This is a genomic window from Curtobacterium sp. MCPF17_031, from assembly GCF_003234035.1.
Lineage (GTDB): Bacteria > Actinomycetota > Actinomycetes > Actinomycetales > Microbacteriaceae > Curtobacterium.
Window position 1 is genome coordinate 1 of sequence record NZ_QKSG01000014.1, and the last position, 12,730, is coordinate 12,730.

General features: G+C 65.9%; 16 protein-coding genes. 7 read left to right on the top strand and 9 right to left on the bottom strand.

Features of this window, described 5'->3' with window-relative positions; all coding sequences use genetic code 11:
• Positions 1–219: 219 nt before the first annotated feature.
• Both DEJ31_RS17675 and DEJ31_RS15785 read right to left on the bottom strand, forming a co-directional pair.
• A complete protein-coding gene (locus DEJ31_RS17675) occupies positions 220–354 on the bottom strand; it encodes a hypothetical protein (RefSeq protein ID WP_258366343.1) in 135 nt (44 codons plus the stop codon).
• A 164-nt stretch (positions 355–518) separates the two neighbouring features.
• Entirely contained in the window at positions 519–833 is a 315-nt protein-coding gene (locus DEJ31_RS15785; RefSeq protein ID WP_258366344.1) for a cytidine deaminase, read from the bottom strand.
• A 705-nt stretch (positions 834–1,538) separates the two neighbouring features.
• Between DEJ31_RS15785 and DEJ31_RS15790 the strand changes: the two genes are divergently transcribed.
• On the top strand, positions 1,539–2,606 hold the full coding sequence (locus tag DEJ31_RS15790; protein WP_111122342.1) for a hypothetical protein: 1,068 nt from the start codon (positions 1,539–1,541) through the stop codon (positions 2,604–2,606).
• A gap of 672 nt (positions 2,607–3,278) precedes the next feature.
• Positions 3,279–3,407, top strand: coding sequence for a GNAT family N-acetyltransferase (locus DEJ31_RS15795; protein WP_258366346.1), 129 nt, complete (start codon positions 3,279–3,281; stop codon positions 3,405–3,407).
• 20 nt (positions 3,408–3,427) lie between these two features.
• On the opposite strand, the gene DEJ31_RS15800 is transcribed toward DEJ31_RS15795, so the two are convergent.
• Positions 3,428–4,297 (bottom strand): aminoglycoside phosphotransferase family protein, encoded by an 870-nt coding sequence (locus DEJ31_RS15800; protein ID WP_111122343.1) that lies wholly within the window; start codon positions 4,295–4,297, stop codon positions 3,428–3,430.
• Between the two features lie 167 nt (positions 4,298–4,464).
• Positions 4,465–4,686 (bottom strand): hypothetical protein, encoded by a 222-nt coding sequence (locus DEJ31_RS15805; RefSeq protein WP_111122344.1) that lies wholly within the window; start codon positions 4,684–4,686, stop codon positions 4,465–4,467.
• Positions 4,687–4,996: 310 nt separating this feature from the next.
• Here DEJ31_RS15805 and DEJ31_RS17330 point away from each other — a divergent pair, with 310 nt between their 5' ends.
• Positions 4,997–5,146 carry a hypothetical protein gene (locus DEJ31_RS17330; protein WP_181433552.1) on the top strand — a complete coding sequence of 50 codons (150 nt, stop codon included), beginning with the start codon at positions 4,997–4,999 and terminating at the stop codon, positions 5,144–5,146.
• Between the two features lie 687 nt (positions 5,147–5,833).
• Here DEJ31_RS17330 and DEJ31_RS15810 read toward each other — a convergent pair.
• The 4 genes from DEJ31_RS15810 to DEJ31_RS15825 form a co-directional block, all read right to left on the bottom strand.
• On the bottom strand, positions 5,834–6,142 hold the full coding sequence (locus tag DEJ31_RS15810; RefSeq protein WP_111122345.1) for a hypothetical protein: 309 nt from the start codon (positions 6,140–6,142) through the stop codon (positions 5,834–5,836).
• A 587-nt stretch (positions 6,143–6,729) separates the two neighbouring features.
• A complete protein-coding gene (locus DEJ31_RS15815) occupies positions 6,730–7,056 on the bottom strand; it encodes a hypothetical protein (protein WP_111122346.1) in 327 nt (108 codons plus the stop codon).
• Positions 7,057–7,282: 226 nt separating this feature from the next.
• A complete protein-coding gene (locus DEJ31_RS15820; RefSeq protein ID WP_181433553.1) occupies positions 7,283–7,639 on the bottom strand; it encodes an Imm8 family immunity protein in 357 nt (118 codons plus the stop codon).
• 55 nt (positions 7,640–7,694) lie between these two features.
• Positions 7,695–8,159, bottom strand: coding sequence for a GNAT family N-acetyltransferase (locus DEJ31_RS15825; RefSeq protein WP_220034882.1), 465 nt, complete (start codon positions 8,157–8,159; stop codon positions 7,695–7,697).
• 96 nt (positions 8,160–8,255) lie between these two features.
• On the opposite strand from DEJ31_RS15825, the gene DEJ31_RS15830 reads away from it, so the two are divergent.
• From DEJ31_RS15830 to DEJ31_RS17335, 3 genes are all read left to right on the top strand, one after another.
• Positions 8,256–8,957: an alpha/beta fold hydrolase gene (locus tag DEJ31_RS15830; RefSeq protein ID WP_181433554.1), complete on the top strand. Its 702-nt coding sequence runs from the start codon at positions 8,256–8,258 to the stop codon at positions 8,955–8,957.
• Between the two features lie 107 nt (positions 8,958–9,064).
• Positions 9,065–9,550, top strand: a complete 486-nt coding sequence (locus tag DEJ31_RS15835) for a GNAT family N-acetyltransferase (RefSeq protein ID WP_111122381.1) — start codon at positions 9,065–9,067, stop codon at positions 9,548–9,550.
• Positions 9,551–9,942: 392 nt separating this feature from the next.
• Positions 9,943–10,329, top strand: a complete 387-nt coding sequence (locus DEJ31_RS17335; RefSeq protein ID WP_181433555.1) for a DUF402 domain-containing protein — start codon at positions 9,943–9,945, stop codon at positions 10,327–10,329.
• Positions 10,330–10,337: 8 nt separating this feature from the next.
• On the opposite strand, the gene DEJ31_RS15845 is transcribed toward DEJ31_RS17335, so the two are convergent.
• A complete protein-coding gene (locus DEJ31_RS15845; RefSeq protein WP_258366345.1) occupies positions 10,338–11,144 on the bottom strand; it encodes an alpha/beta fold hydrolase in 807 nt (268 codons plus the stop codon).
• A gap of 605 nt (positions 11,145–11,749) precedes the next feature.
• Between DEJ31_RS15845 and DEJ31_RS15850 the strand changes: the two genes are divergently transcribed.
• Entirely contained in the window at positions 11,750–12,718 is a 969-nt protein-coding gene (locus DEJ31_RS15850; RefSeq protein ID WP_111122351.1) for a phosphotransferase, read from the top strand.
• Positions 12,719–12,730: the final 12 nt, after the last annotated feature.

Consider the following 12,730-nt stretch of genomic DNA (forward strand, 5'->3'; position numbering starts at 1 on the left):
TCGGCATGGTCCCGCCGGTCGAGTTCGAGCAAGGCCATTACCGTCACAACCCCGCTCCGACTACCGTCGAAGCGGCACTACCGAGCCTCCACTAAACCCGGGGCGGAACAGCTTCCCTGGTTCCCCATCATCATCGTGGGGTGGGTTTTCGCCGCCGCGGGCGTGCTCACGGGGATCTTCGCGACTGGCGGCCCTGGTCTCTCCTGAACAGGCTGACGCCTACTTACGTCGGCCTCGGGTGAATGCGAGGAACCCACCGATGGTTACGAGGACCACGACGATGGCGATCCAGAGGGGGAACGGGATGCTTCCTCCAGTGCTCGACGCGGCCCCGTACATAGCGGTGCTGAACATGAGACTCCTAACGATCATCGCTTGCGGACTCCGCAGCCCGATAACGGCTGCTAACGCTACCCACGTCAGCAACTCGGATAAGATTGCGCCCCGTCAGCCAGTCCGCCCAGGCTGCGACCCACGTGTGATCGCGTCCCGTTAGGCGATCCCCTACGGACGCTTCGTCAGACCTGTTCGGCGCTGTGGTCGAAGGCAAGCGGCAGCAGGTCGCTCGCTCTCACGCTCACGAGGCCGTCAGGTCCGGGCAGGATGACGCGCACGTGCGGGTGGTAGTCAGCGAGGACTTGGCGGTCGCGGCCACACGGGCTCTTGACGCCCCGGCCGTGGTTGCCCACGGCGACCACGTGCGTCAGTTCGGTGGCACCGCCGGCGCGGGCTGCTCCGAGCGCCACGAGTTCGGCACAGGGTCCGCCCGTGAAGTGGTAGACGTTCACGCCGGTGAAGATCCGGCCGTCTGCGGCGCGAACAGCTGCACCCATGGTGTGCACACCGTCCTCATTCGGGCCCGCATCAGTGACGGTATCGATGGTCGAGCGAGCTGCCTCGACAAGCGCGTGGTCCTCGTCTGTGAGGACGGCGGCGGAGGGCGGAAGGGCACCGAACATGCTTCGACACTAGGGCGCGCGGAGCGTTCCGGAAGGGGATCCGTTACCGGGCAGCAGCGCCTCGCCGGAGCCGAACCGTTTCATCAGTCACTGCTCGTGATCGAGGCCGAGCACAGCCTCGACCGATACGGGCGACGGGTGCAGATGAGTGCGTGGCTTTAGCAGCCGCGTCCGTAGGACGATGGATAGCTGAACAGCCGGGCCGCACGTGGATGGGACGGCAACGAGCCAAGCCGTCTCGTTCACTTGTTCCTACGAGCACGAACGATCGCGGCAATCGCTATTGCAACGATAAAAACGCCGACGATGATCGTCGGAATGGGCTCGAAGCTCGTTCCGATGCCCATGATTCACCTTCCGTGATGCCGCTCGGCCACCGACGGGCGTCGCGCGGCCCACCATAACCGGTGCCCGGTCGAGCGTCTCAGTTGAGCCCGGCTGCATCAGCTCTGGCAGCGTCCGATAGCCGATCGCCCATTGGGATTCGGTGGGCCGGCGGAGAGCGGCTCTGGCGTGCGACAGACTCGGGCTATGCGTGGTTCTCACAGGCGGGATCGAGGGGTCGGGAAAGGAAGCACCGTGCGACTTCCACAGGATGTCCTTCCCGAGGAGCAGCGGGGGCGCCTACAACCTGAGCTGCTCGACGGCGACGTTGCCACGTACGCTGCAGCGCATCTTGCCGCAACCAGATCTGGGGACTTCGAGGCCAGGGCGAGAGCACTGTGGGGCCTGGTGCAGAACGGTTCCGCGTCCCTCGGGTGGGTAGCTGCGGGCCTGGCTCAACACAACACCGATGCAGTCGCGGACGCGCTCGGGGTCCTCGACAAAATCGGCGTCCCGGGAACGTGGCTGCCGATGCTGTCCAACCTCGCCGATCAGATCCCCGAAGGCGAAGCACGCAACGTCCTCGACGAGATGCTGCCGCGGCACGCTGGTGAGACAACTTCCGAAGCGCTGCCCATCAACCCGGGCTTGCTCTTCGATGGTCGGCTCGACGCGTTCACCAGGAGCATCGCATTCATCGAGGCTCCGCTTGCCGAAGTCGAAGCTGCGTACCGCTCGTGGGCGCGGTACATCGAAGAGCACGGCAACGGGAAGCGGCTGTTTCGACCGGTCAGCGGGTCGGTCGACGTGGCGCTGGGTCAACTCGAGCCCGTGACGTATCCGGGTGGGGACGCGCTCTTGCTCGAAACCGGCTCACGGTGGACCGCGGCCTTCAGCCGCAGTGGCGACATTCTGTTCGCTCAGACCCTCGGAAACCTGATGCAGCGACGGAACGTACGGACGTCGTTCTCCCCGCACGTCAGGCGTGAGGGCCGCCCGGTCAGGTACGGCAACCGCGCCTTCGCGCTCGCAGACGGACGTGGACAGTTGCGCTCGTTGCAGGCATCTTTTCAGTCCCGGTGGCAGTGGAACGCGACCGGTGAGTCGCTGCCGTTCGAACGATCCGACGCGGTCATGGCGGAACGCATACCAGACCGACTCACCCTCGATGACATCAACGCGTACTGCGAGCACCTCGGCATCCAGCGAAATGAGCCGTCGTTCTATGGCCCCTCTGGCTTCCTCGTCGAGGATGACCGAAGCGACTGGAACGGAGAACTCCGCACCATGACCAGTGCCGAGTGGCTTGTCGACCACTCCTGACACAGCAACTGTGAGGCCTCATCCCGACCGCCTCTTCGTTCGATAGCCGACTCGCCATCTGACCGGCCGGCAAGTCTTCACGCTGTCCCGGTTGGGGATCGGGTACCGGGACAGCATCGCCGGCTGCGCGCCTCGCTCGTCTCCGTTCCGTCCCGAGCACGGCAGTCATCACGGGTCGGCGCCAGCAGCGCGGGTCCTTCCTAGTGCGAGCCGCGGGGACGGCACATCCCACCTGCGACTGCGACCATCACGCCGACCATCGAGATTGCGAGACCGATGTGCGAAGCGCCAGTGAGTTGCAGGACAAGCCCGACGATGAAGGCGAGCGCACCCAGGACAAGTGCCGCGAGCCAGCCCGGAACGTTCATGAGTTGAGCTTGCCATCGTCGCCTCTTTGCGTCCGATAGCCGATCGGCTAGCGAACAGCGCGCACCTAAACTCTCCCTCGTGAGTCGACAAAGTCCGGGTCCACTCTTCTTCCGACGCCCGAAGCCCTTCGCCGGCGGGGAGGTCTGGATCGTCCAGCACGACGATTCACCGCACAACGAGAGCGACTGGGCGATGGCAGCTGTTGCTCTCACGGGCATTGGCCTGGGGGCAGGACCGGTGCTCCTCCTGCCGTTCACAAGTCTGGGGAGACATCGCATCGTTCGACCGGGTGACCGGTAGCCGATCCGGGAGCGGGGCGAGATCCCGCTGATGCACGCGGCTGCCGGGAACACCGGGGCGATCGGGCTGTACCAGCACCTGGGGTTCCGGTTGCGGGACCGTTGTGCGCCGCCGTTCGTGCGGGTGCCGTGAGCGGCGTTCGGGCCTGACGGTCAGAACGTGGCTATGGCGTTGCGGAGCATCTCGTGGCCCTGGGCCTCGAAGCCCTCGTCGCCGACCGCATAGGCCCAGGTCGCGGTACCCACTGCTTCGCGGAGTTGCAGCCACCTCCACGCGTCCGGTGCGCGCGGATCGTCGCCGTAGCCGTCGAAGAACGCCGCTTCGAGCCCGGGATCGTGCTGCCAGTTGAGCACCGCGAGGCGGGTGAGGTCGAAGGACGCTGGCCGCCAGCCGAACCGGCCGAAGTCGATGACGCGCAGCCTCCGGCCGCGGTCGTCGTGGGCGTCCACGATCCAGTTGCGTGGATGGAAGTCGCCGTGGGTCGGGACGAGGGACTGCGTCGCGTGGTCGGTCGGGAGTGCGCGCAGTGCTGCTCGTGCGCGGGCGACCACGTCGTCGGGGATCCGGTGCGGGGCGTCGAGCGCGGCTAGCGCCTTCGCCTGCTCGTGCTGCAGGAACGTCGGGTCGTGACGGCTGCCCTGGTCGTGCAGCCGTCGGAGCAGTGCCCCGGCCTGGCGGTGGACGTCGGGGTCGTGCTCGTCCGGGGTCCCGAGGGCGAGGTGCCCGGGGACGCGTTCGAGCACGAGGACGCGGTGCTCCTCGCTCGCGGCGATGAGGGCACCGGTGTCCCCGCTCGCTCGGAGTGCGGCGGTGGCGGTGCGGTGCGCGTCGAGCTCGCGGGGGAAGTGCGTGTTGGTCGGGCCGGAGACCTTCACTGTGAAGCTGCCGTCGCTAGCGCGGATGTGCAGGACCCTCGTATCGAGGAGCCCCCAGGAGTCATCGGCCACGACGACGGCATCGAGGAGCGTCCGCTGCACGAACGCGATCTGGTCGTCGTCGAGTCCGGTGTCCCCCCAGTGCATGGCGGCACGATACCGTCCTGCTCCGACCACTGAAACCCCTCGACTACGGCTCGGTAGCCGATCGTCTATCCGTGATCGCAGACTTCGTCGGAGGTCCGGCGATTGGCTACAGCTTCGGCTGATGCCGGGGCTACCGATCGGCCCATCCATGTCTAGTCGAGGATCCGTCAGCGGGGCGGCGGAGCCAACCCAAAGATTAGGGAGATTCCGCCAAGCACCGTGACGAAGAACGCCACCGTCACGACGACAGCGGCGACCAACGCGATCACCGTGGTCAACAACGTCAGCAAGCCGACCAGACCCGCGCGGACTGCGTCGCGAGGTGCCGGAATCGTTTCCTCTCCCAGCGTGAACAGCTCGGCCATGCTGCGGGGCCGCTGGTCATCCATGCGACCAAGCTACGTCGCGTCCGTTCTCGCGAAGCCACCACTCGTCCCGGTAGCCGATCCCCTTCTGGAACGACCAAGAGCGACCGAGGCGGCGTTCGGTAGCCCACCGGCTTACGGGCACCATGTCGAACCGTCCCTGCGGCGCTACTCGCTAGGTTGGTTGCAGCTGGGTACTGCCGACGTGGCGAGCGGGAGGGGTGACGATGGGTGCTGGGGTGCTTCCCTGGGCGGCGTGGGTTGGCGTACCCCTGATCGTCGCAGCCGTTGTGTTTGCGACCGTCTCTCAGCGGCGGAAGAAGTGACTGAGGTAGTGCAGTTCTCCCGGGCCACGAAGTACGTGTTGTCTGGGCTGTTGTCGTTCCTGATCATCGGCACCGCCCGCCTTGCCGTGTTTGCTGGCCCTTGGATGTTGGTGCTGGTGGCGTTCCTGGGTTGCTCTGGTGGCGGCTCTTCGCTCTGAAGGTCGTGTTCGCTTCGGACGAGCTCGTGCTCGTCGGCCTGGTGTCTGTCCGGCGGGTACCGCGGAAGAGCGTGCGCGGGGTCGAGGAGGGGGGCTGTCGTCGTGGTGAGCAGGCAGGGTCGTGAACGCCGCATCGTGATCCCGATTGCTATGAGTGCCTCGAAGATCACTGACAATTCGCCTGATGCTCGAGTGAAGCAACGCATCGATGCCGCCTACCAGAGATGGGTCGCTGCGTCAGCGAAGCCAGCGTCCGACTGACTGCGATCCACCAGCCCTCCCGCAGCACGGCGAGGAACTCCCGGATGTGCCGGAAACACGATCGTCGGTAGAGACGAGCCAGCGGAGCGACGAGCGACACGTCGTCGCTGGCGCCTCGACCTGATTGGGTGGAGCCCATGTGGATTCCGGGACTCATTGCTGGGCCAGCAATCGTTGCGGTAGCGGCCACCGCGTTCATGCGTCCGGCGCCGATCGCGCAGTACTTCATCGACGCCCATCGGGGCAGCCGCGGTTCAGAGAGCACGATGACACCGGGGCTTGTTCGTGTGCTCGCTGTAGGGCTGGCGATGATCGGCATCGTCTGGACCACTCCTGTCCATTTTCGGTCACCCTGAGTAACCGGGTAGTCGAAGGCGCGACCGAGCGGAGTCCGGTAGCCGATCGTTCACCGGGCGTCTGGCCGATTCAGGACCCCGGTCGCGGCGGTTGGCGGGGGTTGAGGAGATCGCCGTCCCAGCTCAGGTCGTCGCCCTCGTCTACCTCGAAGGCCTCGTAGCGGTCGTCCGCGAGGATTTCGTCAACGAGCGTGCGCGAGCCAGCGACGATCGTCGAGTCCCAGTCTTCCTCCGAGGCGACGACCCAGGCGTGATCCTCGGGCCAGATCAGCGACGTGTAAGGCCCTTCCTGCCCGGGGCGGCTGCATTCCCACCCCAGGACGGTGCGCTGCGGCCACGTCGGGTCCGCAAGCTCGTCAAGCTCGAGCTGAACAACCACATGTCTCGACCGGGCCAGGGCATCTGCATGCGAGCGCGCGCGAGCTCGTTCCGACCGCCCTCGGCCCAGGGCGGGTTGCCGGTGCCTTCCCACGCTCCGATGATTAGGTCGTCCGGCGTCCGTGTCGCGACCCGCAGGTGCGTGGTCAGGACCGCGAGATCCTGGGGGTCGAACCATCCGTCGTCGGACTGACCGATGCTCCATCCGTCCGGCCAATCTCTCATCTGCTCGCTGTCGCTGATGCGGAACCACTGCACCAGGGGATGCATCACACGACCGTTGCGGCGCGCGACCTCAGCCCACCGCCAACGCGTGGACTCAACGGTGAGGGCAACGCCCCACTCATCGGTCGCGTTCGGGTCGGTACGGTGCGCCTGTAACGGGTGCAGCAGCCGCGCGTACGCCTCGAAGCCCGTGCCAGCGACACCGCCGACAGTCGCCCATCGGCCGGCTCGCTCGACGAGCCACGCCCCGCGCACGGCTTCGGTCAGCAGAATCACCCGGCCAGCCTGGCACGGCAGACGCCGTCGTCCGCACGAAGCAGTCCCAGTCGACGATCAACTACCGGCCAGGCAGACAGCTGCTGACTAGGCCAGGTCCTTGGGCTCGCGAAGCTCACCCCAGGCAAACGTGGTCTCTGCGAGGAAGTCCTGAAGATCGCTCTGGACAGATAGCACCATCTCTTGGGTGCCGCCAGCCAGCTGCAACGCTCCTGAGCTCCCGTCCTCGCCGAACACCGCCCAGCGAAGCCAGGCCGAACCGCTCTCCAGGATGTCGGAGTCGAAGAGCTCATGCCCATCGGCAATTCGCTCGACTCGAACGGTGAGCGTCTGACGCTCACGAGGAGTGAGCATGGAGTCGAACATGGGGTCGAGTAGCCGCGTCAGATCCGCCACAGAAAGCAAGGTGCTCACGCGATCACCGTAATCGCTGAGTCGTTTCGATACTCAGACCGCCCCGTCCCGGTAGCCGATCGGCCACCGGACGGTCCGTCATCCGGACGACGTCAGTGACAGGCCCACTCGCCTCCGAACGCGTCGTGCACGCGCCGAAGAGCTTCCGGGTTGCCCCACTCCTGCACGGTCGAGACCGGGCGGGGAGCGGGTGCTCCTGATGCTGTCGCCTCTTGCACCGACATGATCAGGGCTTGTAGTCCTCGAACTCCCAGTACCCCAACCGGCTGAGCCTTTCTCCGACCTCGTTCCAGTCCCGTCCCTCCACCTCCGTGAAGAGCCGGTTGATGAAGGATCGGATCTGGTGCGGGTTCCACTTGGACACGACCACCATGTGGCGCTCGTGAAGCGGTCCCCGCTGGTTCAACTCCCTCGTCATTGAGAGGGGGCTACGAACCCGCAGTTGGAAGGACTCTTTTCCCGGCCCGCCCACAGGGCCGGCCATGACGGTGATCCAGATGTCGACGTCGTCTGGATCCTCGAGCACAACGTCCTCGAGGTCTTCACCGTCATTCGTCGAGATGAACCGCACCTGAGCCTTCACGGTGTCATTCTCACGCACGCCCTAACAGCCGACGCGTGTTCCGAAAGCCGATCGGCTATCGAGACAGGTCGGTGAGGGTGCGTGACCATGCGACTTCGGCGCCAAGCTGGCCGGTTCCGACGAACAGGCGTACCTGTTGCGTCTCGGGTAGCACGGCCGCCAAGCGTTCTCGGTCGGCGTTGGTGAAGCCGAGCTTCTGCCAGAACGGCCCCGACCGTCGCGAGAACAGCCAAGCGCACGATGCCCCCGCCTGTGCCGCTTGTTCGAGTGCGAACATGGCGAGGCGCGAGCCGGCACCGGCCGCACGACGGTCGGGCGCGACGGCGACGCTCCGGATCAGCGCGTGCGTGCCGTCCCGGCTCAGCTCGAAGCCGGTGCTGCCGATCACTGTCCCGGCTTCGTCCTGTTCGATCCAGAGGTGAACGGTCGGCTGGTCGAGACCGGCAAGGGTGAGGTCGGCGTCGCGTAGGAAAGCACGAAGGGAGTCGACGTCATGCTCGGTCACGGAGTGGAACGTCACGCGCTCATCGTTCCAGCACTCGGCGTCCGGTGGCCGATCCTTGATCGGGCGTGCTCCGCTGCAACGAGCGGAGCCACGGTTGCTAGCGTTTCAGTCATGGCAGACGCCCTTCCCGGGAACCGCGAGAGAGCGGTCGTCTTCCTGCACGGATCGAACCGGACCTTCGACCGCGCCTGGCCCATCGCGGCTCACATTGAGCACGCTGGGTTTGCGGTGATGCCTGGTTACGGGGACGGCGCAGCTGTCGCCTTCGAGCAAGATGCCTGGGAGTCGACGCTCATCGGCACTTGCTCGCCGGGCGCTGTCGTCGTCGCACACTCGTACGGTGGGCCGATCGCAATGCGCGCCGCAGCTCACCGGCCCGACCTGATCGCAGGGCTGGTGCTCTTTGAGCCTGCTGCGTACGCGCTGGCTCGAGGCAACGCGGCAGTCGAGGCGCACATCGACCGCGTACAACCAGTGCTCGATACCGCGGCCGAAATCGGCACCGCGCAGTTCGCCGTCGCGTTCGCAACAGCCCTTACTGGCACTGCCGGGACGTCGCCGGTGAGCCCGGACGAACTCCTGGCTGCCGATCGGCAGCGCAGGCTCCCTGGGCCGTGGACCCTGGATACGCCGTCGGACGTCGACGTGCCGATGCTCGTGATCACCGGAGGCTGGAACGAGGAGTACGAAGCAATTGCTTCGCAGCTGCACCGTGCCCGACGGATGACTCTCACCGGCTACGGACATCGGCCACAGGATCATCCGGGCGCCGCTGACGCCTTGTTGGGGTTCACCGGGCAACTGCAAAGGTAGGCACCGCACGCAGAGTGGAAGCGAGGCGGTCGGAGCGGTCCCGGTGAACGATCGGCTACCGGGCACAAGCGCTGCATCCTCTGGCGTTGCCCTGCGAGGATCGGTTCATGATCCTTCGGAACGTTCATGTGGTCCTCGAGCCGATCTCGCCAGAGCTTGCACGGCGCATCGTCGCTCGGGACGAGCGTCCCGGAGATGACTGGCATCCGGAGTACCCCTACCCCGACGAGCTCGACCCACTCCGATCACTCGCTGACGCGCCAAAGCCTGACCCGGACTTCACGATGTACATGATTCGCCGTACCTCGGATGGTCTGGCAGTAGGCGGCTTTGGCTTTTTCGGCCCGCCCGACGAGCAGGGGGTGGTCGAATTCGGCTACGGCCTGGTGCCAGCGGCCCGCGGCAAAGGGCTAGCGACCGAGGCGGTGAAGCTGGCCCTCGAACGCGCCCGCGACTGCGGCGCCACCGTCGCGACCGCAGACACGGCCGAAGACAACGATGCATCACAGCGTGTTCTCGTGCGGAACGGCTTCACGGAGACGGGGCGCCGTGACTCGCTCATCTTCTACCAACGAGCATTAGCCGCCCGGTAGACGATCGTCATCCAGGACACGGTCAGGGCCGTCAGCCCCGTCCGGTTGCCGATCGGCTACCGGGACGGGTGGGGCCAACGTTGCTGTGAGAGCATCACCGGATGCACGACGACGTTGCAAGAGACGTGCGGAGCAAACCGTTCCGTGCTGGTGAATCCGTAGCCCTCCGTAGTCTGCACACCTTCGGCTCCCGCGGCCGGGCGGTTTCGTTCGCGGTGGCGGGTCGAGTGCTCGTCGATGACGACGACGTCTCTGTGGTCACGAGTTCGGTCGGTGCCGCGGTTCGCCGTCGAGCTGGTGTCGGGAGCGGGCCGAACGCAAGGCTCGTCCTCCCCGCCGACTGGGATGGTTCCTACGTCGAGGACAGCTGGTTTGGAGCGCCCGTAGTTCGCGTGCATCCGAAGGGGGCAGCGTGGTCGGTGTGGCGCTGGCACGACGGGAAGCAGTGGCTCCCGGACTGGTACATCAACCTCGAGCTGCCGTGGGTGCGAACCTCAATGGGCTTCGACAGTCAGGACTGGACTCTCGACGTCGTCGCACGTCGACACCCTGAGGGTCGCTGGTCGGTTCGGTACAAGGACGAAGACGAACTCGCCTTCTACGCGGACCAGGGCCTGGTCTCGGAAGCAGACCGCTCGATGATCGAACGCACCGGCCAGAAAGCCACCGCTGCCGTGCACGCCGGCTCGTTCCCGTTTGATGCGGATTGGTCCCGGTGGACGCCGCAACCGAACTGGGTCGCCCCGCAGCTGCCAGCAGGGTGGGATGCAGTCCGGTAGACGATCGGCTACCGGGCGGCGATGAAGCGGCGCAGGGCGTCGATCCACTGATCGAATGCATCGAGGTGTGCGTCGTGCGAGGCATTGCTGAGGTCCTCGCGCTCCACGTTCCGGCCGCGGCGCACGAACTCCGACTTCTCCGATTCTGAGAACATCCCGCCATCGGCGTAGATGACGAGCACGGGTACCTCGACGGCCTCCCACTCCGCCCAGCGAGGTTCCTCCACTGCCTCGATGGTGGCCTGCATCACGTCGGCGTCGAACCGAGGGTGGAGTCCGTCAGTCCTTTTCTCGAGGTCGTCGACCCATGCGCGCTCGAGGGGGCCGTCTCCCAGCGCGGCGGCAGCGGCGGCCCGGCTGGCGAATGGGACGGTCCATGACCGGAAGTAGTCCCGGAGCGCGGTATGTTCTTCGGCTGTTCCTCCGCCCTGGTTACGTTCGAGCATCACGAGCCGCCGCACGAGGTCTGGCCTGATTGCGGCGACGAGCATCGCGGTGTGTGCACCCATTGACTGCCCGACTACATCGACCGGTTCGGAGGTCTCCGCCATGATGACGCGGACGACGTCGGTGACGAATGCGCCGCGGGACGTGTCCGCCGGCCGTGTGGTGCTTCGTCCGTGTCCGCGCTGATCGATGAGGATCACCCTGCGCCCTCCGAGCGCGTGAGCCGTCGGGATGAATTCGCGGCTGCTGCCCGCGAGGCCGTGCAGGATCACGACGGTGGGGCCCTCGCCCGCGAACACCGTGTACACAATTGTGGTCCCGTCATCGGCACGCACCTGATTCGCTACAGCACCCATCTCCGCGATCATAGAGACGCACAGATCGAGTCTGTTCCGGAGAGGTCCCCTTTCCGGAACGACCAAGAGCGGCGCAGCCGTCATCCTCGTGAGCGCCGCGGTCGGCTATCGATGTTTTCCGCTCCGCCCTTCCCCGCACAGCGATCCCCGGCGGTCACTCCAGGAGCGATTGCACCGCGTTCCAGAGGTCGTGCTGCTGCCCCCCTGAGAACCAGACACCAGCCCGCTTGTAGCGGTAGGCCGAGTCGCCTGCCTTCGCCCACCCGAGCCGGCGCACGTGACCTACGGGACTCCCGTGAGCTTGAGTCACGTCCCAGTCTGAAGGTGAGCCGCTCGGAGAACCTACGCACGTCACGATGTAGTGATGTCCTGAGTCCGTTTCGACCTCGAACCGCTGATGATGATCGAGGTCGGCGTCGCGACCTTGCTCCCGACCGTCGATCGTCACCTTCGCAATGTTCGCCTGCACGTCCGCCATTCTGCACGGCAGCAGCAGAAGGAGCTGTTCGTCCGGTAGGCAATCGACTTCTGGGGTGCCGGCAAAGTCGGCGACGGCGATGTGAGGCAGGATTGGGTGGGTGTCGGGCTCGGCGCTTTTTGGTGATGCAGGGGGATCGATGACGATTGAGATGTTGTGGGAGCAGGACGACCCGGACGCGGTGCTCCGGAACCGTTTCGGCTTCGCAGACGCCGAGGCGATGAGCGATTGGGTCACCTCATCGGTCGAGCGTCATTGGGGTGTTCGGGTCGGGTTCCCAGAGCGCGTGGTGCTGAGCGACAGCAACGCGCTTGCTTGGGTTCGCAGAGACGACAAGCGTCTCCTGTTGAAGTGGTCGGTCGCATCTGACCGGTTCGAACGGCTCGCCTTCGCAGCCGAGCTCACTGCTTGGCTCGGAGCACAGGGATTGCCGGTGTCTGCTCCGGTGCCGACGCTCGCGGGTGAGGTTCAGGTGACGAACGACGGCGTATCGATGGGTTTGCAGCGCGTCATTGACGGAGTTCACCTCAGTGTTGAGGACGCCGATCAGGTTCGGGCAGCGGGGGCGACGCTTGCTCGGCTGCACGATGCGTTGCACTCGTACCCCCTGCGCGACTCGCACCACGAGGTCCTGTCCCCGCCTGCACCGCTCACCGAGCAGGTATCGGGCTGGCTCGCCTCCGAGCCGTCCACGGTGTCCCCGCAGGCCCGCGACGCCCTCGGGCAGATGCTCGAACGAGTGCCGGCGGATCTTCCGCCCATGCAGATCGTGCAGGGCGACTACCGCGCGGCGAACATCTTGTGCGCAGGCACTGAAGTCGTCGGCGTTCTCGACTTCGAAGAGCTTCGACTTGACCATCGAATCGTTGAACTCGCTCGTTCAGCGGTCATGCTCGGCACGCTCTTCCGGGACTGGGGACCGGTCTCAGTGTCCGTTCAGGAGCGTTTTCTAGACGGGTACCAAGCAGTTCAAACCCTCACGGACGAGGAACTCCGTTGGTGGCCGGTCCTCGTGTGCTGGTACTCCATGGCCCTTGTGCCCCCAGGCGACGACCCCAACGGGTGGGGCCGAGCAGCAACCGAACAGCTCGAGCACGCAGCGGGGTAGCTGTTGTGGCCG